The following is a 25,411-nucleotide window of genomic DNA, read 5'->3' on the forward strand; positions in this document are numbered from 1 at the left end:
GCCCATGCGCGTCCTCGGAGTCAACGCCCTGTTCCACGACCCGTCCGCCGCCCTCGTCGTCGACGGCCGGGTGGTCGCCGCCGCGGAGGAGGAACGCTTCTCGCGGCGCAAGCACGGCAAGCGACCGCTGCCGTTCGCGGCGTGGGAGCTCCCCGAGAAGGCGATGGCCTGGTGCCTCGAGGAGGGCGGGCTGCGCCCCCAGGACCTGGACGCCGTCGCGTACTCGTTCGACCCGGCGCTGGCCAAGCCCGCCGAGGAGATGGGCCTGCCGGACCCGTGGGACTGGCTGCGCGTGCAGTACGCCGAGCGCGCGCCGCAGTTCCTCGCCACCGCGCTGCCGGGCCTGTCCCCCGCGACGGTGCGGTTCGTGCCGCACGAGGTCGCGCACGCGGCGTCGGCCGCGCTGGCGTCGCCGTTCCCGGTCGCGAGCGTCCTGTCGCTCGACGGCCGCGGGGAGCGCTCGTCGCACCTCGCGGGCCGGTACGACCACGGCCGCCTCGAGGTGCTCGCGAGCCAGGAGCTGCCGCACTCGCTCGGGCTGGTCTACGAGTCGCTCACCGAGCACCTGGGCTTCCTGCGGTCGAGCGACGAGTACAAGGTCATGGCGCTCGCGTCGTACGGCGAGCCGCGCTTCCTCGACGACCTGCGCGAGGTGCTCTACGCGACCGGCGACGGCGGCTTCGTCGCCGAGGTTCCCGACTGGGAGCGCTGGGCGCCGCGCCGCACGGACGACGGCACGTGGGGCACCGCGCACGGCGGCCGGGCCGAGCACGCCGACCTCGCGGCGTCGGTGCAGGCGCGGCTCGAGGAGGTGCTCGTCGACCTCGCGACGTGGCTCCACGGGCAGACGGGCGACCGCGTGCTGACCATGGCGGGCGGCACGGCGCTGAACTGCGTCGCGAACTCGCGGGTCTGGCGCGAGTCGCCGTTCGAGGAGGTCTGGGTCCAGCCCGCGGCGGGCGACTCCGGCACGGCGCTGGGCGCCGCCCTCCAGCTCGCCGCGGAGGCGGGCGACACCGTCGAGCCGATGGGCTCGGCGGCGCTCGGCCGGGCGTGGGGCGACGAGGCGCTCGCCCGGTGGCTGCGCACCGCGCAGGTGCCGTTCACGACGCCCGACGACCTGCCCGCCGAGGTCGGACGCATCCTCGCCGACAACGGCGTCGTGGCGTGGTTCGACGGCCGCGCCGAGCTCGGACCGCGCGCGCTGGGGCACCGCTCCCTGCTCGCCCATCCCGGGCCGGTGGAGAACCTGGAGCGGCTCAACGACGTCAAGGGCCGCGAGCAGTTCCGGCCCGTCGCGCCGATGGTCCTGCTCGAGGACGCCGCGGAGATCTTCTCCGGCGGTCCGGTCCCGAGCCCGTACATGCTCTTCGTGCACGAGGTGGCGCCCGCGTGGCGCGACCGGATCGCCGCCGTCGTGCACGTGGACGGGACCGCGCGCATCCAGACCGTCGACGACTCGACCCCGCGCCTGCGGGCCACGATCCGGGCGTTCAAGGAGCTGACCGGGCTGCCGGTCGTCGTCAACACGAGCCTCAACACCGCGGGGCGCCCCATGGTCGACGACCCGCGCGACGCGCTCGAGCTCTTCGGGTCCGCCCCCGTGGACGCGCTCGTGCTCGGCCCGCACCTCGTGCGCCGGCCCGACGTGTTCGCCGCTCCGTCCGGGGCGACGGCGTGAGCGCGCCCGCGGGCCGTCCCGCTCCCCCGGTGCCGTACGCCGTCGTCGTGCCCTCCATCGGCCGCCCGTCGCTCGACCGGCTCCTGAAGTCCCTCGTCGCCCAGGCCGACGGCCCGGGCTCCCCCGGGCCGGCCGAGGTCGTCGTCGCGGACGACCGCCGCCTGCCGCCGCCCGGCTCGACCGACCCGGTGCCCGACCCGCTCGACCTCGGGGACGCCGGCCGTGCGCTCGGCGCACGCGTCGTGCGCACCGGGGGCCGGGGCCCGGCCGCCGCGCGCAACGCCGGGTGGCGCTCGACGACCGCGCCGTGGGTCGTGCTCCTCGACGACGACGTCGAGCTCCCCGCCGGGTGGGCGCGCCTCCTCGCGCACGACCTCGCGGCGGCGACGCCCCGCACCGGCGGCGTGCAGGGCCGCCTGCACGTGCCGCTGCCCGCGCACCGCCGTCCGACGGACTGGGAGCGCGGGACCGCCGGGCTCGAGCGCGCGGCCTGGGCGACCGCCGACATGGCGTACCGGCGCGCCGCGCTCGAGCAGGTCGGCGGGTTCGACGAGCGCTTCCCCCGCGCCTACCGCGAGGACGCCGACCTCGCGCTGCGCGTGCGCGAGGCGGGCTGGGAGCTCGTGCGGGGCACGCGCACGACGACGCACCCCGTGCGCCCCGCGGACGACGCCGTGAGCCTGCGCGTCCAGGCCGGGACCCGCGACGACGCGACGTTCCGCGCCCTCCACGGGCCGGGGTGGCGCGAGCGTGCCGAGACCGGCCGCGGCCGCCTCGCGTGGCACGTCGCGACCGTCGCGGCTGCCGCGGTCGGCGTCGGCGGGCTCGTCGCGCGGCGCCCGCGCGTCGCGGCGCTCGGCGTGCTCGGGTGGGCGGCCCTCACCGTGCAGTTCCTCGGGCGCCGCCTCGCGCCGGGGCCGCGACCGGGCGACGACGCGTTCGGGCCCGAGCTGCGGCGCATGGCGTGGACGAGCGCCGCCATCCCGTTCGCCGCGGTGCGGCACCGCGTCGCGGGCGCGTTCGCCGCCCGGCGCGGGCTCGAGCCGTGGCCGCCGCCGCTCGCGGCCGTGCTCCTCGACCGCGACGGCACGCTCGTGCACGACGTCCCGTACAACGGCGACCCGGCGGCGGTGCGTCCCGTCGAGGGCGCCCGCGCCGTGCTCGACGACCTGCGCGCCCGCGGGGTCCGGCTCGGCGTGGTGTCCAACCAGTCCGGCGTCGGGCGCGGGCTCCTCACACGCGCGCAGGTCGACGCCGTGAACGCGCGCGTCGAGGAGCTGCTGGGCCCGTTCGACACGTGGCAGGTCTGCCCGCACGCGCCGGACGACGCGTGCGCGTGCCGCAAGCCCGGTCCCGGCCTCGTGCTCGCCGCGGCGGCCGACCTCGGCGTCGAGCCGTGGCGGTGCGCCGTCGTGGGCGACATCGGCGCCGACGTGGCCGCCGCGCTCGCCGCGGGCGCGACCCCGGTCCTCGTGCCGACGCCCGTGACGCGCGCCGAGGAGGTCGCCGCCGCCCCGTGCGTCGTGCCGGACCTCGCTGCGGCGGTCCGCGCGCTCGACGACCGCCTGCCCGGCCCGCGCCGGGAGCACTCCCCCGACGCGTCGGTTCCCGGCGCGTCCGCGGCGGCGCCGGGCGAGGAGCGTGCGGCATGAGCGCCGACGTGCTCGCCGTGCGCCTCGACAGCGACGGCGACGTCCTGCTCACGGGCCCCGCGGTCCGGGCGATGGCGCACGCGACCGCGCGCGACGGCGGCCGCGTGGACGTCCTGGCGGCCCCCGCCGGGCGCGCGGCGGCAGAGCTGCTCCCGGACGTGCGCGACGTGCTCGTCTTCGACGCCCCCTGGTCCGGCTACCGGCCCCCGCCCGTCGACCGCGCGAGCGTGCTCGACCTCGTGGCGACCCTCGCCGAGAGGCGCTACGCCGCCGCGGTCGTCTTCACCTCGTTCCACCAGAGCCCGCTGCCCGCGGCGATGCTGCTCAAGGTCGCGGGCGTCGGGCGCGTCGCCGCCGTGAGCGAGGACTACCCGGGCTCGCTCCTGGACGTGCGGCACACCCGCGCGGACGGCCTGCACGAGGTCGAAGCAGCGCTCGACCTCGTCCGCGCTGCGGGGTTCGGCGCGCCGCCCGACGGCGACCGGCTGCGCGTGCGCGGGCCGCTGCCCGACGTGTCGTCGCTCGTGCCCGCGGGGCCCTACGTCGTCGTGCACCCCGGCGCGTCCGTCCCCGCCCGGGCGCCCGCGCCCGACCACGCGTGCGACCTCGTCGCGGCGCTGGTCCGCGCGGGCCACGAGGTGGTCGTCACGGGCGGGCCCGGCGAGACGGACCTCGCGGCGCACGTCGCCGCCGGGCGCGCGCGGGACCTGTCGGGGCGCACGGACCTCGCGGGCCTGGCCGCGGTGCTCGCCGGCGCCCGGTGCGTCGTCGTCGGCAACACGGGGCCCGCGCACCTGGCCGCCGCGGTGGGCAGGCCCGTCGTGTCCCTCTTCGCCCCCGTGGTCCCCGCGGAGCGCTGGGCGCCGTGGGGCGTGCCGACCGTCCTGCTCGGCGACCAGGAGGCCGCGTGCCGCGGCACGCGCGCCCGGGTGTGCCCGGTGCCCGGCCACCCGTGCCTCGGCGTCGACCCGGACGACGTCGTCGCGGCCGTCGACCGGCTCGTCGTCCCGCACGTCGTGGGGACGCCCGCGCCCCGCGCGACACCGCTCCGGACCGTGGGGGTGACCCGATGAGGATCCTCGTGTGGCACGTGCACGGGTCGTGGGCGACGTCGTTCGTCGCCGGCGGCCACGAGTACCTGGTCCCGGTCGTCCCCGACCGCGGGCCCGACGGCCGCGGCCGCGCGCGCACCTGGGACTGGCCGCCCGGGGCGCGCGAGGTCGCGCCGGACGAGCTCGCCGACCTCGCGGCGGACCGCGCGATCGACGTCGTGGTGCTCCAGCGCCCCGAGGAGGTCGAGCTGCTGCGGCGCTGGACCGGGCTCGTGCCCGGCCGCGACGTCCCGGCCGTCTACGTCGAGCACAACGCCCCGACCGGCCACGCGGCCGCGACCCGGCACCCGCTCGCCGACCTGGAGGTCGTCGAGGAGGGCCTCGTGCCGATCGTGCACGTCACGGCGTTCAACGCGCTCATGTGGGACACCGGCGACGCGCGCACGCTCGTCGTCGACCACGGCATCCCCGACCCCGGCCCGCTGTACACCGGGGAGCGGGCGAGCGTCGGGGTCGTCGTCAACGAGCCCGTGCGGCGCTGGCGCGTCGCCGGGACCGACGTGCTCGTCGGGCTGGGGCGGCACGTGCCGCTCGACGTCTACGGCATGGGCGTCGGCAAGCTCGCCGAGCACCTCGCGGCGCCCGGCGCCGCGCCGCACGACCCGCCGCACGACCTGCCGCACGACCTCCCGCACGGCCTGCACGACGACGTCCCTCAGGCCGCGATGCACGCGCGGCTCGCGACGTCGCGCGCCTACCTGCACCCCTACCGCTGGACGAGCCTCGGGCTCTCCCTGCTCGAGGCGATGGCGCTCGGGATGCCCGTCCTCGCGCTGCCGACCACCGAGGCGCCCGTCGCGGTGCCCCCGGCCGCGGGGCACCTCAGCGCCCGTCCCGACGAGCTCGCCGCGACCGCGCGGCGCTGGCTCGCCGACCCCGACGACGCCCGCGAGCACGGCCGGGCGGCCCGCGCCCACGTGCTCGAGCACTACTCCCACGCCGCGTTCCTGCGGCGCTGGGACACGGTCCTGACGGAGGTGACCTCATGAAGATCGCGATGATCTCGGAGCACGCCAGCCCCCTCGCCGCCCTCGGCGGCGTCGACGCCGGAGGGCAGAACGTGCACGTCGCGTCGCTCGCCACGCGGCTCGGCGCGCAGGGCCACCGCGTGGAGGTGTTCACGCGCCGCGACGACGCGTCCCTCCCGGAGCGCGTCCCGCTCGCGCGCGGCGTCGAGGTCGTGCACGTGGACGCCGGTCCGCCGGTGCCCGTGCCCAAGGACGACCTCCTTCCCCACATGGACGCGTTCGGCGCCGACCTCCTGCGGCGGTGGATCGAGCCCGGGCCCCGGCCCGACGTCGTGCACGCCCACTTCTGGATGTCCGGGATCGCGGGCCTGCTGTCCGCGCCCCCGCTCGGGGTCCCGCTCGTGCAGACCTTCCACGCGCTCGGCTCCGTCAAGCGCCGCCACCAGGGCGCGCACGACACGAGCCCCGCCGAGCGCGTGGCCCGCGAGCGCCTGCTGTGCCGCGCGGTCGACCGGATCGTCGCGACGTGCGCCGACGAGGTCGCCGAGCTCGTCGCGCTCGGCGCCGACCCCGACCGCATCGACGTCGTGCCGTGCGGCGTGGACCTCGGCCGCTTCCTGCCCGACCCGGACCGCACCGAGCACCTGCACCGCGAGCCCGGCCGCCTGCGCCTGCTCTCGGTGGGCCGGCTCGTCGAGCGCAAGGGCGTCGACACCGTCATCGAGGCGCTCGCCGCGCTGCCGGGCGCGGAGCTCGTCGTCGCGGGCGGCCCCGCGCCGGGCGCGCTCGACGACGACCCAGAGGTGCTGCGGCTGCGCGCCGTCGCGGTCGCCTCCGGCGTCGCGGACCGCGTGCGGTTCGTGGGCAGCGTGACGCAGGACGACGTGCGCGACCTCATGCACGCCGCCGACGCCGTCGTGTGCGACCCCTGGTACGAGCCCTTCGGGATCGTCCCGCTCGAGGCCGCCGCGTGCGGGCGTCCCGTCGTGGGCGCGGCCGTGGGCGGGCTGCTCGACTCGGTCGTCGACGGGCGCACGGGCCTGCTCGTCCCGCCGCGCGACCCCGGGGCGCTCGCCGCCGCGCTGCGCCGGCTCGCCGACGACCCGGCGTTCGCGGAACGCCTCGGCTCGGCCGCGCGGCTGCGCGCCGAGCACCTGTACGGCTGGGTCACGGTCGCCGAGCGCACCGCCGAGTCGTACGAGCGCGTCACCACGGCCCGCCGGGCCGAGCGCGGCCGAGCCCGGCCGGTGGCGGCCGGGCGCACCGCGCTGCGGGCGGTGAGCGCACCGTGACCGCGCCCCGGACGCCCTACGGCGACACCCCCGGTGCCGGGTCCGGCGACGGCCCGCACGACGCCGCGCGCCGCTGGCTGCGCGCGCACGCCGACGACCTGCACGACGGCCTCGACCTGCTCACCGCCGAGGCGGGCCGGATCGACGCGTGGGGCGCGCGGCTCGCCGACACGGTGCTCGCGGGCGGGCGGCTGCTCGTCGCGGGCAACGGGGGCAGCGCCGCCGAGGCGCAGCACCTCACCGCCGAGCTCGTGGGCCGCTTCGACGGCGAGCGCACCCCGCTGTCCGCGATCAGCCTGCACGCGGAGACGTCGAGCCTCACGGCGATCGTCAACGACTACGGCATCGCCGAGATGTACGCGCGCCAGGTCGCGGCGCACGGTCGCCCCGGCGACGTGCTCGTGCTCCTGTCGACCTCCGGCGAGAGCGAGAACGTCGTCGCCGCGGCCCGCCGGGCCCGCGAGCTCGGCCTCACCACGTGGGCGCTCACGGGCCCGCGGGACTGCGCGCTCGCGGCCGCGTGCGACGACGTGCTCGCCCTGCGCGGCGCGTCGACCTCGTCCGTCCAGGAGCTGCACCTCGTCGTCGTGCACGCGCTGTGCGCCGCGCTCGACGCGCACGTGCGCCACCGCGAGGCGCGCGCCGCGGCCGGTCTCCCGGGCGCCGGGTCGGCCGACGACCGACCGGCCTCGGCGCCCGCACCGGCCTCCGCGGCGGCGACCGGACCGCAGGTCGTCGTCGTCGGGGACGTGCTCCTCGACCGCGACGTCGACGGCCAGGTCACCCGCTTCTCCCCCGACGGCCCCGTGCCCGTCGTCGACACGCTCGGCGTCCGGCGCAGCCCGGGCGGCGCGGGGCTCACCGCGCTCCTCGCGGCCGACGGCGCGAGCGTGCGCCTCGTCGCGCCGTTCGGCGACGACGACGCGGGCTCCGAGCTGCGGGCCCTGCTGCGCCCGCACCTCGACGTCGTCGCGCTGCCGCAGGTCGGCACGACGCGACGCAAGACCCGCGTGCGCTCCGGCGGCCAGACCGTCGTGCGCGTCGACGACGGCGGCCCCGCCCGGCCCGGCGACCTGTCGGAGCGCGCGGCGCGGGCGGCGCTCGCGGGCGCGGACGTCGTGCTCGTGTCCGACTACGGCGCGGGGACGACCCACGCCGGGCCGGTCCGCGACGCGCTCGCGCACGCGGCCCGCACCGGGACGCTCGTGTGGGACCCGCACCCGCGCGGCGGCGCCCCGGTGCCCGGGACGGCGCTCGTCACGCCCAACCTCGCGGAGGCGCTCGACGCCGCGGAGGCGCTCGGCCTGGACGCGACGCCCGACGACCCCGGGGGCCTCGCGCGGTCGCTCGCGGCCGCGTGGGACGTGGGGGCGGTGTGCGTCACGGCGGGCGACCGCGGGGCGTTCGTCGCGCGCGCGGACGGCGAGCCCGCGTACGTGCCCGCGACCGTGGCGCACGGCGACCCGTGCGGCGCGGGCGACCGCTTCGCCTCGACGGTCGCGGTCGCTCTCGCCCGGGGCGAGGGCCTCGTCCCGGCGGTCGTCGCCGCCGTCGCCTCGGCCTCGGCCTGGGTCGCGGCGGGCGGCGCGGAGGGCTACCGACGCCGGGCCGACTCCCTCGCCGACCGCACGCCGGGCGCGGCCCGGGAGCACGCGCCGGACCGCGCGTCCGCCGCCCCGGCCCCCTCCGGCGCGACGCAGGACGCCCCGCCGTCGGACCCCGACGGGCCCGAGGCCGTGGCCGCCCGGCTGCGCGCGGCGGGGGGCACCGTCGTCGCCACGGGCGGCTGCTTCGACATCCTGCACGCCGGGCACGTCGCGACGCTCGAGGCGGCCGCGCGCCTGGGCGACCACCTCGTCGTCCTGCTCAACGGCGACGCGTCCGTGCGACGGCTCAAGGGGCCGCAGCGCCCCGTCGTCGGGCAGGCCGACCGGGCCCGGGTCCTCGCCGCGCTCGACTGCGTGGCCGCCGTCGTCGTGTTCGACGAGGACGACCCGCGCGCCGCGCTCGACCGGCTGCGCCCCGACGTCTGGGCGAAGGGCGGCGACTACACGGAGGAGACGCTCCCCGAGGCGGAGACGGTCCGGCGCCACGGCGGCCGGGTCGTCGTCCTGCCCTACGTCGACGGCCGCTCCACGACCTCGATCCTCGAACGCTCCGGGCGGTTCGCGCCCGGGGTCCCCACCCTGACGGAGGAGACCACCGCATGACCACCACCACGTCCGCCCAGCGGACCGACGTCCCCATGCCCCGCGAGATCGGCACCGTCTACGTCACCGGGGGCGCGAGCGGCCTGGGGGCCGCGCTCGTCGAGGCGGTGACGGCGGCGGGCGGCAGGCCGGTCGTCCTGGACCGGGTCGCGCCCGCCGACGGCGTGCCGCACGCGGTCGTCGACCTGTCCGACTCCGCCGCCGCGGCCGCCGCGGTCGAGCGGCTCGCGCTCGAGGTCGGGCCGCCCGACGCCGTCGTCACGGCCGCCGGCACCGACGCGTGCGGGCGCCTCGACGAGATCGACGTCGAGACGTGGGAGCGCGTCGTGCGCGTCAACCTGTTCGGCACGGTCGCCGTCGTGCGCGCCGCGCTGCCGTTCCTCGAGGAGCGCCGCGGCACGGTCGTCACGGTGGCGTCGACGCTCGGCCTCAAGGGGGTCTCGGACGCGACCGCCTACTGCGCGTCGAAGTTCGCCGTGCGCGGGTTCTCCCAGGCGCTCGCCGCGGAGCTCGCGGGCCGCGTCGGCGTCACGTGCCTCGTGCCCGGCGGGATGCGCACCGCGTTCTTCGACGGCCGCACCGAGCAGTACAAGCCCGGGCCGGACGCCGACCTCAACGACCCGCGCGCGACCGCGGCGGCCGTCGTGACGGCGCTGCGCCAGCCGGTGGGCTGCGAGATCCGCGAGATGCTCGTCATGGCGTCCGGCGAGACGTCGTGGCCGTGACGGCGGGCGCGACGGAGCTAGCACCCGACCTGCCGGGGCTCGCGGGGCAGGACGAGGGGACCGTCCTCGTGCTGCGCGCGCTCGGGCTCGGGGACGCGCTGACGGCCGTGCCCGCGCTGCGGGGCGTGCGGCGCGCGTGGCCCGGTCGGCGCGTGCTCCTCGCCGCGCCAGCGGAGGTCGGCGGCTGGCTGCGCGACCTCGGCCTCGTCGACGGCGTCGTGCCGACCCGCGGCCTCCAGCCGCTCGTCTGGGCGCAGGAGGCGCGGACGCTCACCGGCGCGGACGCCGTCGGGCACGTGGCGGTGAACCTGCACGGCAGCGGCCCCGAGAGCCACCGGGTGCTGCTCGACACCGCCCCGGAGCGGGTCGTCGCGTTCGCGTCGGGCGACGCGGGGGTCGACGGGCCGGACTGGGACCCGGACGAGCACGAGGTCGACCGCTGGTGCCGGCTCGTCACCGCGGCGGGCGGCGCGTGCTCGCGCGAGGACCTGCGGCTCGACCCGCCGGGGTCGCGCGGGCGCCACGTCGTCGTGCACCCCGGCGCGGCGTCCGGCGCGCGCCGCTGGCCCGCGGACCGCTTCGCCGCCGTCGCGCGCGACGTCGCGGCCGCCGGCCACGACGTCGTCGTCACGGGCGGCCCCGACGAGCGCGACCTGTGCGCGCGGGTCGTGGCCGACGCGGACGCCGCCCTCGGCGGCCCCGCGGGGGCGCCGGACGGGACCGGCAGCGTGACCGACGCGGCCGGGACGCTCGACCTGCCCGCGCTCGCCGACGTGGTCGCGACGGCCCGGCTCGTCGTCTGCGGGGACACGGGCGTGGCCCACCTGGCGACCGCGTACGGCACCCCGTCGGTGGTGCTGTTCGGCCCGACGCCGCCCGCCACGTGGGGCCCCGCCGTGGACCCGGAGCGGCACGCGGTGCTCTGGCACGGCGACACGGAGCAGGGGCCGGCGCACGCGCCCGACGACGCGGCGGGCGGCTACCGCGGCGACCCGCACGCCGTCGACCTCGACCCGGCGCTCGGCCGCATCACCGTCGCCGAGGTCGTCGCGGCCGCGCGGTCGCTCCTCGCGGGGCCGCAGGACCCTGCCGAGATGCGTGCGGGCGACGAGGTCCGGAGGGTCGAGTCATGACCTCTCCCGATCTCGACCCCCGCACCGCCCGGTCCGCGACCCCCGCGGGCGAGGGAGCGCACGAGCGCCCCGTCGCCCTCGTCACGGGCTCGGAGTCCGGCATCGGACGCGCCACCGCCGTCGCGCTGGCGGCCGACGGCTTCGACCTCGGCCTGTGCTGGTACGCCGACGAGGAGGCGGCGCAGGAGACCGCGCGCCAGGTCCGCGAGCGCGGCGCGACGGCCGTGACGCGCCGCGTCGACGTCACCGACCTCGACGCGCTGGCACCCGCCGTGGACGCCCTGGCGGCCGAGCTCGGGCGGGTCGACGCGCTCGTCAACGTCGCCGGGACGGGCACCGCGACGCCGTTCCTCGACCTCGACCTCGGGACGTGGCGCGAGGTGCTGACGACGAACCTCGACGGCCCGTTCGTGCTGACCCAGGCCGCCGCGCGGCACATGGTCGCGGGCGGGCGCGGTGGCCGCGTGGTCAACGTGACCAGCGTGCACGAGCACGCGCCGCGCGTCGGGGCCGCCCCGTACTGCGCGGCGAAGGGCGGGCTCGGGCTGCTGACCCAGGTCGCCGCGCTCGAGCTCGCGGAGCACGGCATCACGGTGAACGCCGTCGCCCCCGGCGAGATCGCGACGGCGATGACCGGCCAGGAGGACGAGGACCCGCACCCGACGGCGCGCCCGGGCGTCCCCCTCGGGCGGCCCGGGGACGCGCGCGAGGTCGCCGCCGTCGTCGCGTTCCTGTGCGGCCCGGCCGCGACGTACGTCACCGGTGCGTCCTGGCCGGTCGACGGCGGCATGCTCCGCATGGGGCCGATGGCCGGCTCGCACCTCACCTCGGACGACTGGCGCCGCCCGTGACGCGCCGCCCCTGACGACCGTACCCGCAGCGACCAAGCACCACCGCACCGACGGAAGGACCGCACCATGACCGGACCCGCCTCCCCCGATCCCGACCCGCTGGACGCCTCGCACCGCTCGTCCGCGGCCGACTTCTCGGCGAGCGGCGACGTGCAGCCCGGCGAGACCCCGCCCGCGGAGGACCAGGTGAGCGCGCCGCAGGGCCACGAGGAGCACGGCCCGCACCGGGCCGTGCCGTGGGTCTGGATCGGGGTCGTCGGCGTGGTCGCCGTCGTGACGGCCCTGTTCTTCGTGGGCTACGCCGTGGGGCTGCTCGGCTGAGGTCGTGCCGCGCGCGGCGCGGCGACCCCGAGCGAGCGCACGTCCCACCCGGCAGCACGCCACCGCGCGCCGTCGACGGCGTTGCGCGCGTCCACGAGGCGCGGTGACCGCACCACGTCGGCCAGGGTGTCGGGGTCGAGGTCGCGGTACTCGTCCCACTCGGTCGCGAGGACCACGACGTCGGCGCCGGTCGCCGCCTCGCGCGCGTCCGTGGCGTACCCGAGCTCGGGGGCGGCCGCCTGCGCGAGCGCGAGCGCCTGCGGGTCGGTGACGACGACGTCGGCCCCCTCGGCGGCGAGCGCCCGGGCCAGCGCGAGGGCGGGCGAGCTGCGCACGTCGTCGCTGTCCGGCTTGAACGCGGCGCCGAGCACCGCCACGCGTCGCCCAGCGAGCGAGCCGCCGCACGCGGTGCGCGCGAGCACGACTGCGCGCTCCCGGCAGCGGTCGTTGATGGCGTCGACCTCGTCGAGGAACGACACCGCCGGGCCGACGCCGAGCTCGCGCGCCCGGGCCGCGAACGCGCGGATGTCCTTGGGCAGGCAGCCGCCCCCGAACCCCAGGCCCACGCCCAGGTACTCGCCGCCGATCCGGCGGTCGAGCGCCATGGTGCCGACGAGCGCGACCGCGTCGCCGCCCGCGGCCTCGCACACCTCCGCGACCGCGTTGGCGAACGAGATCTTCGTCGCGAGGAACGCGTTGGCGGCCACCTTCGCGAGCTCCGCCGTCGCGAGGTCGGTCACGAGGCGGGGCACGCCGTCGTCGAGCAGCCGCGCGTAGACGGCATCGAGGCGCTCGACGAGCGCGTCGCCGTCGTCGGGCACGCCGTAGACGAGCCGGTCCGGGTGCAGCGTGTCCGCGACCGCGTGCCCCTCGCGCAGGAACTCGGGGTTCCAGGCGAGCCGGACGCCGTCGGGCAGGTCCGTCGCGAGCCTGGCGGCCGTGCCGACGGGGACGGTCGACTTGCCGACCACCACCGACCCCGGGCGCAGGTGGGGGCGCAGCGCCGCGAGCGCGGCCTCGAGCTGCTGCAGGTCCGCGACGCCGCTGCCCGCCGACTGCGGCGTGCCGACGCACAGGAAGTGCACGTCGGCGACGCCCGCGTGCGCGACGTCGGTCGAGAACGTGAGCGACCCCGCGCCGCCCGGGTCGGCGAGGAGCGCGGCGAGACCCGGCTCGAAGAACGGGGCGCGGCCCTCGGCGAGCGCCGCGACGCGGGCCGGGTCGACGTCGATGCCGACGACCTCGTGCCCCAGGCGCGCGAGGGCCGCCGCGTGGACCGCCCCGAGGTAGCCGCAGCCGTGCACGGAGACCCTCATGCCGGCTCACCGGCCTCGCCGGCGGCGCCGCCGCGCGCCGCGCCGACCGCGACGGGCGTCTCGCCGCCGCCGTCGGCGCGGAACCACTCGACCGTCCGGGCGAGGCCCTCGGCCCACGGCGTGCGGGCGCGCCAGCCGAGCGTGCGCTCGGCGAGGCTCGTGTCCGGCCGACGGCGGCGCGGGTCGTCCTCGGGCAGGTCGACGTGCACGATCCCGGCGTCGCTCCCCGTCGCCGCGAGCACGTCCCGCGCGACGCGCTCCACCGTGAGCTCCGTCGGGTCGCCGAGGTTCACCGGGCCCGGGTGGTCGGTGCGCGCGAACGCGAGGATGCCCTCGACGAGGTCGTCCACGAAGCACACCGACCGGGTCTGCGACCCGTCGCCCGCGACGGTCAGCGGCTCGCCCGCGAGCGCCTGCCGCACGAACGTCGGGACCATACGGCCGTCGTGCCCGCGCATCCGGGGCCCGTACGTGTTGAAGATCCGCACGATCCCCGTGTCCACGCCGCGGCTGCGGCGGTACGCGGCGGTGGTCGCCTCCGCGAACCGCTTGGACTCGTCGTAGACGCTGCGCGGCCCGACGGGGTTCACGTGGCCCCAGTAGTCCTCGCGCTGCGGGTGCACCTCCGGGTCGCCGTACACCTCGGACGTCGAGGCGAGCACGAACCGCGCCCCCGCGCGCTCGGCCAGCTCGAGGCCGTGGCGGGTCCCCGCCGACCCTACGAGCAGGGTCTCGAGCGGGAGCCGGAGGTAGTCCACGGGCGAGGCGGGCGACGCGAGGTGCAGCACGAGGTCGACCCGTTCCGGGTCGGGCACGTCGATCCCGGCACTGACGTCTCCCTCGACGAAGCGGAACCGCGGCTCGTCACGCAGCGCGTCGAGGTTGCGGACCCGCCCGGTCGACAGGTCGTCGACGCACACGACCTCGACGCCCTGTCCCACCAGCGCCTCGCACACGTGGCTGCCCACGAACCCGGCACCGCCCAGCACGACGGCGCGGCGCACGGTGCGGGCAGCGCTCGAGGTCTCCGGGGTGTCGCTCATGCTCGTCTCCTCGCGACGGAGCGCGACGCAGGCACGCGGGGACGATCTCCGTCCCGCCGGTCGCGCTCGTGCGGACGGGCTCGTGGCTGGACCCGGGGCTCCCACGCTCACACGCCTCCTGTCGGCTCGCACGGCGGCTCGCACGCCGTTCCCGTGCGGGTTCGTCCGGGCGCACGAGACGGGCGCACGTGGCGGGCGCACGGTCCGGCACCGGGCGCGAGCGACCCGAGGTCGTGGCACGGTGACGCGGTGAGCGCACCGACCGCACCCCAGCAGCAGGCCACCGACCCGGACACGAAGCTGTCCCGCTCGGTCGGGGGACGGCTCCTGTACCTCTTCATCCTCGGCGACGTGCTCGGCGCGGGCGTCTACGCGCTCGTCGGCGAGATGGCCGGCGAGGTGGGCGGCGCCGTCTGGCTGCCGCTCCTCGTCGCCCTCGGCCTCGCCCTGCTGACCGCCGGGTCGTACGCCGAGCTCGTGACCAAGTACCCGCAGGCCGGCGGGGCGGCCGTGTTCGCGGACCGCGCGTTCCGCAGCCCGCTCGTGTCGTTCCTCGTCGGGTTCTCCATGCTCGCCGCGGGCGTGACGAGCGCCGCGGGTCTCTCCCTGGCCTTCGCCGGCGACTACTTCGCGACGTTCGTCGACGCCCCCGACCGCCTCGTGGCCGTGCTGTTCCTCGCCGTCGTGGCCGCGCTCAACGCGCGCGGCATCAAGGAGTCGCTGCGCGCGAACGTCGCGATGACCGCGATCGAGCTGTCCGGGCTCGTGCTCGTCGTCGTGCTCGCCGCCGTCGTGCTGGGGCGCGGCGAGGGGGCGCCGGGCCGCGTCACGCAGTTCGCGGAGGGCACGACGCCGGCACTCGCGGTCCTCGCGGCCGCCATCCTCGCGTACTACTCGTTCGTCGGGTTCGAGACGTCGGCGAACCTCGCCGAGGAGGTCCGCGACGTGCGCCGCACCTACCCGCGCGCGCTGTTCGGCGCGCTCCTCACCGCGGGCGTCGTGTACGTCGCGGTGGGCGTCGCCGCGGTCGCGGTCGTCGACCCCGAGACGCTCGCCGGCTCGACCGGGCCCCTGCTCGAGGTCGTCGACGCGGAGGGGTCGGTGCCCGCCTGGGTGTTCTCCCTCGTGGCGCTGATCGCCGTCGCGAACGGGGCGCTGCTCACGATGATCATGGCGAGCCGGCTCGCGTACGGCATGGCCGAGCAGGGCCTGCTCCCCGCCGCGCTCGGGCGCGTGCTCCCCCGGCGCCGCACGCCGTGGGTCGCGATCGTCGTGACGACCGTGGTCGCGATGGGGCTCGTGTTCACGGGCGACGTCGCGGGCCTCGCCGAGACGGTCGTGCTGCTCCTGCTGCTCGTGTTCGCCTCGACGAACGTCGCGGTCCTCGTGCTGCGCCGCGACCCCGTCGACGCGCCGCACTTCCGCGTCGCGACGGTCGTGCCGGTGCTGGGCGTGGCGTCGTGCGTCCTGCTCCTGACGCAGCAGGACGCCGTGACGTGGCTGCGCGCGGGCATCCTGCTCGCCGTCGGCGCGGTGCTGTACGTCGTGATGCGCTGGACCCGCCGGGCCGCGGACGCACGCGCGGCGTAGCGACCGCTCGCGACCGCCGGTGCGCGAGCCGCCGCGCTACGCGTCCGCGGCCCGGGCGACCGAGCCGCGCACGACGAGGTGCAGCGGCAGCACGGTGCGCGCGGGCGGGACCGCGGGCGGGGTGCCGGTCATCGAGCGCTCGATCGCGTCCATCGCGGCGAGCGCGAGCGCCGCGACGGGCTGCTCCAGCGTCGTGAGCTTGGGGCGCAGCCACTGGCCGACGCGGATGCCGTCGCACCCGACGACCGAGAGGTCCTCGGGGATGGAGATGCCGTGCAGCTCGGCGGCGCCCAGCATCCCGACGGCGACGATGTCGCTGCCGACGAACACGGCCGTCGGCGCGTTCCCGGGCCGCGTGAGGTAGGGGAACGTCGAGGCGCCGAACTGCTCGGTGTACGGGCCGTGGCGCACGAGGTCCGGGTCGACGTCGAGGCCGGCGTCGTGCATCGCGTCGACGTAGCCGCGCAGGCGGTCCTGGGTCGTGGACAGCTCCGCGGGCCCGGCGACGTGGGCGATGCGCCGGTGCCCCTGCTGCACGAGGTAGCTCGTGGCCTGGTAGGCGCCGCCGTAGTTGTCGACGGTGATCGTCTCGACGGGCAGGTCGAGGTCGACCTCCTCGTCGATGACGACGACGGGCAGCCCGTCCGCGACGGCGCGCGCGAGCCGGTCGTCGGTGCGGGACATCCCCACGTAGACGATGCCGCCGAGCGAGCCGTCGCTCGCGAGGAGCTGGCCCAGGCCTGACTCGGCGTCGCCGTGCCGCGTCGACAGCGCGACGACGAGCGGGACGCGGCGGTCGCCCGCCAGGCGCGCGACCTCCTCGGCGAGCGCGGTGAAGAACGGGTTGACGAAGTCGGGCACGACGAGCGCGACGACGCCCGTGCGGCGCTCGTCCTCGCGCGCGGCCGGGCCCGGCGCAGGCACGACGTACCCCACCTCGCGGACCGCGGCGTCGATGCGCGCCGCCGTCTCCGGCTGGACGTTGAGCTGTCCGCGCAGGTAGCGCGACGCCGTCGAGGCCGACACGCCGGCACGTTGCGCAACACGCGTGAGCGTCATGGCTCCCCTTCCTCGGGGCGGTCCCCCAGATCCCCTGCACTCTACCGGGAGCGTCGGGCCGCGCACGGTGTTGACAGCCGCGCCGCTCGGCCCCTACGGTCTTGCGCAACGCTACACAACGTTGCGCAACGTCGTCGAGGACGTCGCCGCGCGACCTGATCGCAAGGAGGCCGGGATGAGCCGGGTTCTGCTCGCCGGGGAGTCGTGGATCAACGCGACCACCGACTACAAGGGGTACGACGCGTTCCCCCACGCCCAGCTCGAGATCGGGTGCGCGCGCCTGCTCGAGGCGCTGGCCGCCGAGGGCCACGAGGTCACGCACCTGCCCTCGCACCTCGTCGCCGAGGACTTCCCCTCCACGCTCGACGAGCTCGACGCCTACGACGTCGTGATCCTGTCGGACATCGGCGCCAACTCGCTCCTGCTCCCGCCGGTCGTGTTCTCCCAGGGGCGCCCGTTCCCGAACCGGCTCAAGCTCCTCGCCGAGTGGGTCCGCCGCGGCGGCGGCCTCATGATGGCCGGTGGCTACCTCAGCTTCCAGGGCTTCCAGGCCAAGGCGAACTACCACGGCACCGCCGTCGAGGCCGTCCTGCCCGTCGACATCCTCCCGTACGACGACCGCGAGGAGACCCCCGAGGGCATCGGCGGCACCCTGACCGACGTCGAGCACCCCGTCACCGCCGGCCTCGACCGCGAGTGGCCGATCCTCCTCGGCTACCAGCGCCTCACCGCCAAGGCCGACGCGACCGTCCTCGCCACCATCGAGGGCCGCCCGCTCGTCGCCGTCCGCAGCGAGGGCGAGGGTCGCACGCTCGCGTTCGCCTCCGACATCTCCCCGCACTGGGCCCCGCGCGAGTTCATGGACTGGGCCGGCTACGGCCCGCTGTTCGGCCAGGCCGTCACCTGGCTCGCGGGCTGATGACGCCCGAGGTGGTGGTCGTCGGCAGCCTGAACATGGACCTCAGGCTGACCGTCGACCGCCTGCCCCGCTCGGGCGAGACCGTCTCCGCGACGGGCCTCGTCCGCTCCCCCGGCGGCAAGGGCGCCAACCAGGCGGTCGCCGCCGCCCGGCTCGGCCGCCGCGTCGCCATGGTCGGCGCCGTCGGCGACGACGACGACGGCCGGGCGATCCGCCGCCGCCTCGCCGTCGAGGGCCTCGTCCTCGCCGGCCTCGCGACGGCGGACCGCCCCACCGGCGTCGCCGTCGTGCTGTGGGAGCAGCCCGAGTCGACGATCGTCATCGAGCCCGGCGCGAACGCCGTCGTCGACGAGGCGTTCGTCACGGAGCGCGCCGACCTCGTCCGCGACGCGGCCGCCGTCCTGTGCCAGTGCGAGACGCCGCTCGGCGCCCTGCGCGCCGTCGCCGCCACCGCGACGGGCACCACGGTGCTCAACCCGGCGCCCGCCGTCCCGCTGCCCGCCCCCGTGCGCGCCGCGTTCCGCGTGCTCGTGCCCAACCGGTTCGAGCTCGCGACCCTCGTCGGCGCGAGCGACGAGCCCGTCGGCACCGACGCCGTGCTCGCCATGGTCCGCGCGCTCGACCACCCCGGGGACGTCGTCGTCACCCTCGGGGCCGACGGCGCGCTCGTCGTCCCCGAGGGAGGCGCACCCGTCACCGTCCCGGCGGAGCGCGTCGACGCCGTCGACACGACCGCCGCCGGCGACTCGTTCTGCGCGGCGCTCGCGGACGGCCTCCTCCACGGCGGCGACCTCGTCGAGTCCGCCCGCTGGGCGGCGCACGTCGCCGCCTCCACCACCACCCGCCACGGCGCCGTCGACTCCCTGCCGCGCGCCACCGACCTGGCCCCCGAGGGCACCAGGATTCCGCTCCACAGCTAAGTCCGACGTACCGTCGGAGGAAGGCACGGTCACGCAATGAAGCACACCACGCCGGCGACCACCGGTTCCCCGTCCGGCACTCAGGGAGGTGCTGTGAGCCCGTCAGCCCGCCGCAGCAGGGTCAAGGACACCGCGACCGCCCTGCTCGTCGTCGCGACCGTCCTCGCGGGGGCCCTCGGCCCCATGCAGGCGGCCGTCAACGGCCAGCTGGGCAAGACGATCGGCGACGGGCACGCCGCCGCCCTCATCTCGTTCGGGACCGGCCTGGTCCTCATGTTCGTCGTCGTGTTCGCGCGCCCCGCGACCCGACGCGAGGCGCTCGCGATCCCCGGCCTGATCCGCTCGCGCACCATCCCGTGGTGGAACTACCTCGCGGGCCTGTGCGGGGCCGTCATCGTCCTGTCCGAGGGCGTGACCGTCGGCGTCCTCGGCGTCGCGACGTTCCAGATCTCGCTCATCTCCGGCCTCGTCATCTCGGGCGTCATCTGCGACCGCCTGGGCGTCACGGCGTCCGTCAAGCAGCCGCTCACCACCACGCGCCTGCTCGGCGCGGCGCTCGCCATCGCGGCGACCGTCGTCGTCATCTCGCCGAGCTTCTCCGTGCCGCACACGATCGTCCTCGCGATCATGCCGTTCGTGGGCGGTCTGCTCGCGGGCTGGCAGCCCGCCGGCAACGCGGCCGTCGCCGACGTCACCGGGTCGATGCTCGTCTCGATCGGCTGGAACTTCCTCGTGGGCTTCACCGCCCTGCTGATCGCCTACCTCGTGCGCGCGGCCGTGGGCGGCGTCGACTTCCAGCTCCCGAGCGAGTGGTGGATGTACCTGGGCGGCCCGCTCGGCCTGCTGTCGATCGCGCTCATGGCGCTCCTCGTGCGCGGCCTCGGCCTGCTCCTGCTCGGCCTCGCCTCGGTCGCGGGCCAGCTCGTCGGCTCGCTCGTCCTCGACGCCGCGATCCCGGCGCTCGGCCACACCGTGCACGTCGCGACCGTCGTCGGCACGGTCATCGCGCTCGTCGCCGCCGGGATCGGCATGATCCCGTCCGGCAAGGCGGCGCACTCCGACGGCCCGGACGGACCCGGCCCGGACGGCTCCGACGCGGGCGTCGCGGCGGCCGTCGCGGGCGGCGAGGCCGGCGAGACGAGCGCGCGATGAGCGTCACGCCCGCCGGTCACGTCCAGACGGTCACCGGCCGCGCCGCGGCTGCGGACCTCGGCCTCACGCTCCCCCACGAGCACCTCTTCAACGACCTGTCCGGGGTGCTCGACCCGCCGAGCTACCGCTTCTCCGAGGCGGTCGTCGAGGCACCGGTCTCCGCGTCGGTCGCGTGGGCGCTGCGCCAGGACCCGTACTGCTGCGCGGACAACATCGCGGACAAGCCGGTCGCCGCGGTCGCGGCGGAGCTCGAGAGCTTCGCCGCGCTGGGCGGGCGCACGATCGTCGACGCGACGTCGAGCGCCGCGATCGGGCGCAACCCCGAGCGCCTCGCGGAGGTCGCGCGCCGTACGGGCCTGCACGTGGTCGCGGGCTGCGGTGCGTACCTCGAGAAGTTCGAGGGCGACCGCATCGCCGCCGCGGCCGTGGACGCCCAGGCGTCCGCGATCGTCGCGGAGCTCGCCGACGGGATCGGCGGGACCGGCGTGCGGCCCGGCATCATCGGCGAGATCGGCGTCTCGCCGTCGTTCACGCCGGGCGAGGCGGCGTCGCTGCGCGCCGCGGCCCTCGCGCAGCGCGAGCACCCGCACGTCGCGCTCCAGGTGCACCTGCCCGGCTGGCAGCGCCGCGCGCACGAGGTGCTCGACCTCGTGCTCGACGAGGTGGGCGTGCGCCCGGAGAAGGTCGTGCTGTGCCACATGGACCCGTCCGCCGACGACCCGGGCTACCAGCGGTCCGTGGCCGAGCGCGGCGTCTGGCTCGAGTTCGACATGGTCGGCATGGACATCACCTTCCCGAAGGAGGGCGTGTCCCCCGACCCGCACACGACCGCGACCGCGGTGCAGCGCCTCGTCGAGGCCGGCCACGCGGGCCAGGTGCTGCTCAGCCACGACGTGTTCCTCAAGCAGATGTGGGTGCAGCACGGCGGCAACGGGTTCGCCTACGTCCCGACGGTGTTCACCGAGATGCTCGCCGCGCGCGGGGTGCCGCGCGACGTGCTCGCGCGCCTCACGCACGACAACCCGGTGGCGATGCTCACCGCGTGACGCGACGCCGTCCGCCACCCGCACGGCCGGGGCCCGCCAGGGTCCCGGCCGTCGGCGCGTCCGGGACCTCCGGCCCTGGTCAGGGCGTCGCGCTCTGAGAGGATCGGCGCATGAGACGACGTGCCCTCCCGACCCTCGTGGCCGCCGTGGCCGCCACGGCCCTCGTGCTCGCCGGCTGCTCCGGCGGGTCCCCGGAGCCCTCCGCGCTGGACGCCCTGCTCGACCGCCACGACCTCACCGGGCTCAGCGGCCAGGAGGTCGTCGACCGGCTCGAAGGACTCGAGACGGCCGACCGGCCGACCGACCTCGTGGCCTCCGTCCGCGCAGCGGAGCTCGTGCTCGCCGACGAGTCGTACGAGACCACGGTCCCGCTGCCCGAGGACACGTTCTATCTCTCCGTCGCGCCCTTCGTGGACGAGACGCACGAGTGCTTCTACCACTCGCTCACCACGTGCCAGGGCGAGCTCGCGGGCGAGCCGGTCTCGGTGACCGTGGTCGACGCGGCCACCGGCGACGTGCTCGTCGAGGAGAACACGACGCTCGGGGCCAACGGCTTCGTGGGCTACTGGCTCCCGCGCGACGTCGACGCGGAGCTGCGCGTCGAGCACGACGGCCGGGTCGGCACCACGACCGTCTCGACGCGCGACGACGACCCCACCTGCCTCACGACCCTCCAGCTCGCCTGACGAGGCCCACGCGCCCCCGCGCCGTCACGGCGAGGCGTGCTCGCCGTGACGCCGCGGGGGCGCCACGGTCGCCTCAGCCGCGGGCGTGGCGCCGCACGACGACGGTGCCGGCCGCCACGAGCAGCGCCGCGAGGAGGACGGCGGCGCCGAGCCCGGCTCCGGTCGTCGCCAGGCCACCGCTCGGTGGCGTCGCCGCGGTGCCCGGCCGCTGCCCCTCGGCACCGGGCCCGTCGGGGACGACGGGCACGTCCGCGGTGTTCGTCAGCACGACCTCGACCGTCGTCCCGTCCCCGACGACGACGCGCGCGGAGCCGTCGTCGAGCACCTCGACCCCGTCGCCCGCGAACGCCGGCGCCCGCCACGCGACGCCGCCGAGGGCCGCGGGAACCGCCTCGGTGAGCGTCACGACCGTCCCGGCCGGCAGGTCCGGGAGCACCTCGGTGCCACCGTCCGTGAGCACGAGCTCCCCGGTCACCTCGCCCTCGGGCCCGTCGTACGCGTAGCCGACCGGGTACGTGGTCCCCGTCGGCACCCCCGACGCGGCGGGCCCCGTCACGCGCTTGGTCACGGCCACCCCGCCGACGTGCGCGTCGAAGGTGTTCGTCGCGACGACGTCGATCGTCGCGGGCGACGCCGCCGTCACCTCGATCGGCCCCGCGGGGGCGAAGGCCACGCGGTCCGCGCCGCCGTCGTCGGTCTCGGTCAGGGAGCACACGGACCCGACCGGCACGCCCGCGAACGTCGTGCTCGCCCCCGCCGAGACGGTGGCCGAGCGCGGGAAGCCGGCGAGCGCCTCGCCCTGCGCGCCCGTGCAGACGAGCTCGAACGCGAACGGTCCCGTCACGCCCTGCGCCGCGTCGCCGTCGACGCGCTTGGCGAGCCGGATCGTGCGCACGCCCTCGCCCCCGCCCGTGCCGCCGGCGCCCGCGTACTCCGCCGACGCCACGACGTCGCCGGACGCCAGGCCGGTGACGGTGTTCTCGTAGCGGTCGCCGTCGCGCGCGTCGGCCGGGACCGTCGTCGCGTAGGACAGCACGTAGACGTGGTCGGCGCCGTGGGCGTCCGGCACGCTGAACCGGAACTGGTTCGCGCCCGGCCCCGCCTCGACGACGTAGTCCGCCGGGTCCAGCCAGAATCCCGAGCCCCAGAAGTCGCCGTCGTCCCACCGGTCGACGGGCACCGCGAGCACGCCGACGCTGTCCTCGACGAGCGTCAGGCGGGGGTCGAACGTGTCCGTGAGCACGACGGGCGACCCGTCCGGTCCCGTGAGGAACTGCCCGGGCACGTACACGTCCCAGCGCACGACGCCTGCGGCGCGGTCGTACCAGCCGCCCTTGACCGGCGAGGTGGGCGGCTGCCAGCCGCCACCGCCCTCGCCCTCCCCGATGCCGCCGGGGACGTCGACGCGGATCTCCACGCCGCCGCCGGTGGTGAACACGAGCACCTCCGCGTCGCTCGTCTCCGTCACCTGGGCCCAGAAGTAGACCGTCCCGCCGACGCCCGTGTGGTCGAGGACGTAGTCGCCGAGCGTGCACAGGAACTGCGTCTCGTCGACGGTGCACGTGCCGACCACGGCGCCCGCCGGGTCCGTCAGCTCGAACGTGTCGGCGAACCCGGCGACGCGCGGGCTCGTGGGCAGCGCGAGACGGAACGTGTCGCCCGGGCGCGCGTCGTCGGACACCGCCCACGTGGCGTCGAGACGGATCGAGTCCCCCTGGTGGATCGCACCGGTGGGACGGGTGATCTCGACGCCGGTGATGGCGTCGAGCTCGGCGGCGCTCGCGGTCGTCGGGACGGCGGCGAGGCCGAGCACGGCCAGCAGCAGCGTGACGGCGGCCGCGAGGGCGCGGCGCACGGGTCGGCCGCGGTGGCGCGGGGGTCGGGCGGTGGGGGGCACGGGTCTCTCCTTCACTCCTGGACGGTCGTCCAGGAGTGAGGACGCGGTGCGCCCCGGATCATCACGCGGCGTGCGCGAGATCACACCTCGCGCACCGCCCGCCCCGCGCACGACGACGCCCGCCGCACCGGGGTGCGACGGGCGTCGTGCCTGCTGGGCCGGGGAGGCGTCAGGCGGTGCCGCTGAAGTCGACCACGAGCTCCTCGGTGACCGTCTCGCCGTCACGCTCGGCGGTGGCGGTGACCGTCACCTGCCCCGCGGGCACCTCGACGAGGCGCGTCGCGAAGGCCTGGTAGGCGTTCTTGGTCGGCGCGACGGCCGCGAACTCCTTGGTCCCGTACGGCGTGGTGACCGTGAGGTCCACGGCCGTGTCGTCCTGGTTGACCACCCGGACCGCGAGGTACTGCTTGCCGCCCATGGTGCGCAGCTCGGCCTCGGCCGAGAGGTCGAGCGCGGGGCCGTCGTCGACGAGCGCCGACTGCCAGTCGACGAGGTCGTCGATCTTCGTGCCGAGCAGCGCGCGGTCGCCCGCCGCCGCCGACAGGTGGTCGACGAGCGACCGCGCGCCGCCGAGCACCTGGACGGCCGTCGCGGGGTCGTCCGCGTCGGCCGCGCTGCGCGCGCTGCCGAGCAGCGACGAGATCGCGCCGGCGATGACGCCGTCGCCCACCGCGGAGGTGTTCAGGCCCGCCACGAGCTCGTCGACCTCGCCGAAGGTGACGCAGTTGCCGCCGCCCTCGACGACGCCCGCGGTCCACTCGACGCCCTTGAGGACGTGCTCGAGGAACAGCGGGTCGGTCCACGAGGCGTCGGTGTGCCCGGCGCCCTCGTACCAGGAGCGACCGCCCTCGAAGTTCTGGCACCACGCGATCGGGTGGTCCTCGCCCATCGCGTTGTTGCCCGGGTTGTACGTCGACTCGTCGAGCGTGATGAGGACGTGGACGTCCTCGCGCGGGTTGGTCGTGTAGTTGTACCACTCGTCGAACCGCTCCCAGACGGCCGGCAGGTGCGCCGTCGAGGGGTGACCCGGGCTCTCGACGCGCATCGTCGCCGTCTGCTGCTGCGGGTGGCTGACGAACCGCGCGCCGCCGCCCGTGAGCTGGCTGTACCAGGGCACGGTGTGCATCGTGTCCGTCGCCGCGTGCAGGCCCACGAACCCGCCGCCGCCCCGGATGTAGCCCTGGAACGCGGCGAGCTCGGCGTCGTCCAGGAGGCGCGGCGTGGCCGGGTTGAGGGAGTTGGTGTTGTCGACCGGCGACGCGAAGACGATGGTCGCGTACTGCGCGAGGTCCTCGGCGCTCGTGAACGGCGAGGAGTCCATCGTCAGGTCGGGCTGGCCGGGCGAACCGCTGCCCCACCACCCCGCCGAGCTGTTCGGCGGGTCCCACACGTCGACCGTGAAGCCGTTGTCGGCGCCGAGCTCGATGAGCGCGCGCGTGGTGTCGTCGATGTGCGAGTGGCGGAAGCCGAGCGTCTCCCCCACGACGAGGATCTTGTAGTCCTCCTCGTCGGCGGCCGCCGGGCCCGCGGTCATGAGCGTGGCACCGCCCACGAGCGGCAGCGCGGCGGCCGCAGCCACCGCCCGCCGGAACGTCATGCCGCTGAACAAATCCATGCGTGCTTCTCCCTCGTCGTCGAGAGCGCGAGCCGGAGGGTCGCCGACGGCGACCCCACGGGGCGACGCGCGCACTCCTGCGTGCGTGGACGTCGGCTGCTGCCGATGCAGCGAGTTTTGACGGCAGGCGCACAAAAGTCAAGGTTTCAACGACTCGCGACTGCGGTTTCTCACCCCGGCCCGCGGCGCGCGTCGGGCGGTGGCCGGGCCGGCCCCGGGGCAC

The 25,411-nt window shown here is 76.9% G+C and carries 21 protein-coding genes; 16 read left to right on the plus strand and 5 right to left on the minus strand.

From position 1 onward, the window contains the following. Positions 1 to 4 precede the first annotated feature (4 nt). The 10 genes from MT994_RS04085 to MT994_RS04130 all read left to right on the plus strand — a co-directional run bounded on the left by MT994_RS04085 (position 5) and on the right by MT994_RS04130 (position 11,945). Positions 5 to 1,681 (plus strand): carbamoyltransferase C-terminal domain-containing protein, encoded by a 1,677-nt coding sequence (locus MT994_RS04085; protein WP_163187408.1) that lies wholly within the window; start codon positions 5 to 7, stop codon positions 1,679 to 1,681. Further along, entirely contained in the window at positions 1,678 to 3,333 is a 1,656-nt protein-coding gene (locus MT994_RS04090; protein ID WP_354805232.1) for an HAD-IIIA family hydrolase, read from the plus strand. The genes MT994_RS04085 and MT994_RS04090 overlap by 4 nt, the downstream gene beginning before the upstream one ends. After that, positions 3,330 to 4,406, plus strand: coding sequence for a glycosyltransferase family 9 protein (locus MT994_RS04095; protein WP_354805233.1), 1,077 nt, complete (start codon positions 3,330 to 3,332; stop codon positions 4,404 to 4,406). The genes MT994_RS04090 and MT994_RS04095 overlap by 4 nt, the downstream gene beginning before the upstream one ends. Next, positions 4,403 to 5,434, plus strand: coding sequence for a glycosyltransferase (locus MT994_RS04100; protein ID WP_354805234.1), 1,032 nt, complete (start codon positions 4,403 to 4,405; stop codon positions 5,432 to 5,434). The genes MT994_RS04095 and MT994_RS04100 overlap by 4 nt, the downstream gene beginning before the upstream one ends. After that, entirely contained in the window at positions 5,431 to 6,705 is a 1,275-nt protein-coding gene (locus MT994_RS04105; protein WP_354805236.1) for a glycosyltransferase, read from the plus strand. The genes MT994_RS04100 and MT994_RS04105 overlap by 4 nt, the downstream gene beginning before the upstream one ends. After that, the gene (locus MT994_RS04110; protein WP_354805237.1) at positions 6,702 to 8,915 is read left to right on the plus strand and encodes a PfkB family carbohydrate kinase; all 2,214 of its coding nucleotides are present in this window, start codon (positions 6,702 to 6,704) and stop codon (positions 8,913 to 8,915) included. The genes MT994_RS04105 and MT994_RS04110 overlap by 4 nt, the downstream gene beginning before the upstream one ends. After that, positions 8,912 to 9,640 carry an SDR family oxidoreductase gene (locus MT994_RS04115; protein ID WP_354805239.1) on the plus strand — a complete coding sequence of 243 codons (729 nt, stop codon included), beginning with the start codon at positions 8,912 to 8,914 and terminating at the stop codon, positions 9,638 to 9,640. Before MT994_RS04110 ends, MT994_RS04115 begins: the two co-directional genes overlap by 4 nt. Then, complete coding sequence (locus MT994_RS04120) at positions 9,631 to 10,773, plus strand: glycosyltransferase family 9 protein (protein ID WP_354805240.1); 1,143 nt, start codon at positions 9,631 to 9,633, stop codon at positions 10,771 to 10,773. Before MT994_RS04115 ends, MT994_RS04120 begins: the two co-directional genes overlap by 10 nt. Next, positions 10,770 to 11,624: an SDR family oxidoreductase gene (locus MT994_RS04125; protein WP_354805241.1), complete on the plus strand. Its 855-nt coding sequence runs from the start codon at positions 10,770 to 10,772 to the stop codon at positions 11,622 to 11,624. Before MT994_RS04120 ends, MT994_RS04125 begins: the two co-directional genes overlap by 4 nt. Positions 11,625 to 11,690: 66 nt before the next feature. Then, a complete protein-coding gene (locus MT994_RS04130; protein WP_240696585.1) occupies positions 11,691 to 11,945 on the plus strand; it encodes a DUF6480 family protein in 255 nt (84 codons plus the stop codon). On the opposite strand, the gene MT994_RS04135 is transcribed toward MT994_RS04130, so the two are convergent. Further along, positions 11,921 to 13,261 carry a nucleotide sugar dehydrogenase gene (locus tag MT994_RS04135; RefSeq protein WP_354805243.1) on the minus strand — a complete coding sequence of 447 codons (1,341 nt, stop codon included), beginning with the start codon at positions 13,259 to 13,261 and terminating at the stop codon, positions 11,921 to 11,923. The two genes, MT994_RS04130 and MT994_RS04135, sit on opposite strands and share 25 nt — an antisense overlap. After that, a complete protein-coding gene (locus MT994_RS04140; RefSeq protein ID WP_354805244.1) occupies positions 13,258 to 14,304 on the minus strand; it encodes an NAD-dependent epimerase/dehydratase family protein in 1,047 nt (348 codons plus the stop codon). Before MT994_RS04140 ends, MT994_RS04135 begins: the two co-directional genes overlap by 4 nt. Positions 14,305 to 14,553: 249 nt before the next feature. Between MT994_RS04140 and MT994_RS04145 the strand changes: the two genes are divergently transcribed. Beyond that, positions 14,554 to 15,894 carry an APC family permease gene (locus MT994_RS04145; protein WP_354805245.1) on the plus strand — a complete coding sequence of 447 codons (1,341 nt, stop codon included), beginning with the start codon at positions 14,554 to 14,556 and terminating at the stop codon, positions 15,892 to 15,894. A 36-nt stretch (positions 15,895 to 15,930) separates the two neighbouring features. Here the strand turns inward: MT994_RS04145 and MT994_RS04150 are convergent, their stop codons facing one another. Beyond that, positions 15,931 to 16,953, minus strand: coding sequence for a LacI family DNA-binding transcriptional regulator (locus MT994_RS04150; RefSeq protein WP_354805247.1), 1,023 nt, complete (start codon positions 16,951 to 16,953; stop codon positions 15,931 to 15,933). 175 nt (positions 16,954 to 17,128) lie between these two features. On the opposite strand from MT994_RS04150, the gene MT994_RS04155 reads away from it, so the two are divergent. The 5 genes from MT994_RS04155 (at position 17,129) to MT994_RS04175 (ending at position 21,676) form a co-directional block, all read left to right on the plus strand. Continuing rightward, the gene (locus MT994_RS04155) at positions 17,129 to 17,872 is read left to right on the plus strand and encodes a glutamine amidotransferase (protein WP_021483621.1); all 744 of its coding nucleotides are present in this window, start codon (positions 17,129 to 17,131) and stop codon (positions 17,870 to 17,872) included. Beyond that, positions 17,872 to 18,792 (plus strand): ribokinase, encoded by a 921-nt coding sequence (locus tag MT994_RS04160; RefSeq protein WP_354805248.1) that lies wholly within the window; start codon positions 17,872 to 17,874, stop codon positions 18,790 to 18,792. Before MT994_RS04155 ends, MT994_RS04160 begins: the two co-directional genes overlap by 1 nt. A 93-nt stretch (positions 18,793 to 18,885) precedes the next feature. Continuing rightward, positions 18,886 to 19,944: a DMT family transporter gene (locus MT994_RS04165; RefSeq protein WP_211435847.1), complete on the plus strand. Its 1,059-nt coding sequence runs from the start codon at positions 18,886 to 18,888 to the stop codon at positions 19,942 to 19,944. Further along, positions 19,941 to 20,990 carry a phosphotriesterase gene (locus MT994_RS04170; RefSeq protein ID WP_043653986.1) on the plus strand — a complete coding sequence of 350 codons (1,050 nt, stop codon included), beginning with the start codon at positions 19,941 to 19,943 and terminating at the stop codon, positions 20,988 to 20,990. The genes MT994_RS04165 and MT994_RS04170 overlap by 4 nt, the downstream gene beginning before the upstream one ends. Before the next feature lie 110 nt (positions 20,991 to 21,100). Next, positions 21,101 to 21,676, plus strand: a complete 576-nt coding sequence (locus MT994_RS04175) for a CueP family metal-binding protein (protein WP_354805249.1) — start codon at positions 21,101 to 21,103, stop codon at positions 21,674 to 21,676. A 73-nt stretch (positions 21,677 to 21,749) separates the two neighbouring features. Here the strand turns inward: MT994_RS04175 and MT994_RS04180 are convergent, their stop codons facing one another. Together MT994_RS04180 and MT994_RS04185 are read right to left on the minus strand one after the other, a co-directional pair. Beyond that, the gene (locus MT994_RS04180; RefSeq protein ID WP_354805250.1) at positions 21,750 to 23,573 is read right to left on the minus strand and encodes a DUF5979 domain-containing protein; all 1,824 of its coding nucleotides are present in this window, start codon (positions 23,571 to 23,573) and stop codon (positions 21,750 to 21,752) included. Between the two features lie 169 nt (positions 23,574 to 23,742). Beyond that, complete coding sequence (locus MT994_RS04185) at positions 23,743 to 25,188, minus strand: ThuA domain-containing protein (RefSeq protein WP_081599940.1); 1,446 nt, start codon at positions 25,186 to 25,188, stop codon at positions 23,743 to 23,745. Positions 25,189 to 25,411 lie beyond the last annotated feature (223 nt).

It is taken from the genome of Cellulosimicrobium sp. MI9406 (genome assembly GCF_040595865.1).
GTDB lineage: Bacteria > Actinomycetota > Actinomycetes > Actinomycetales > Cellulomonadaceae > Cellulosimicrobium > Cellulosimicrobium funkei.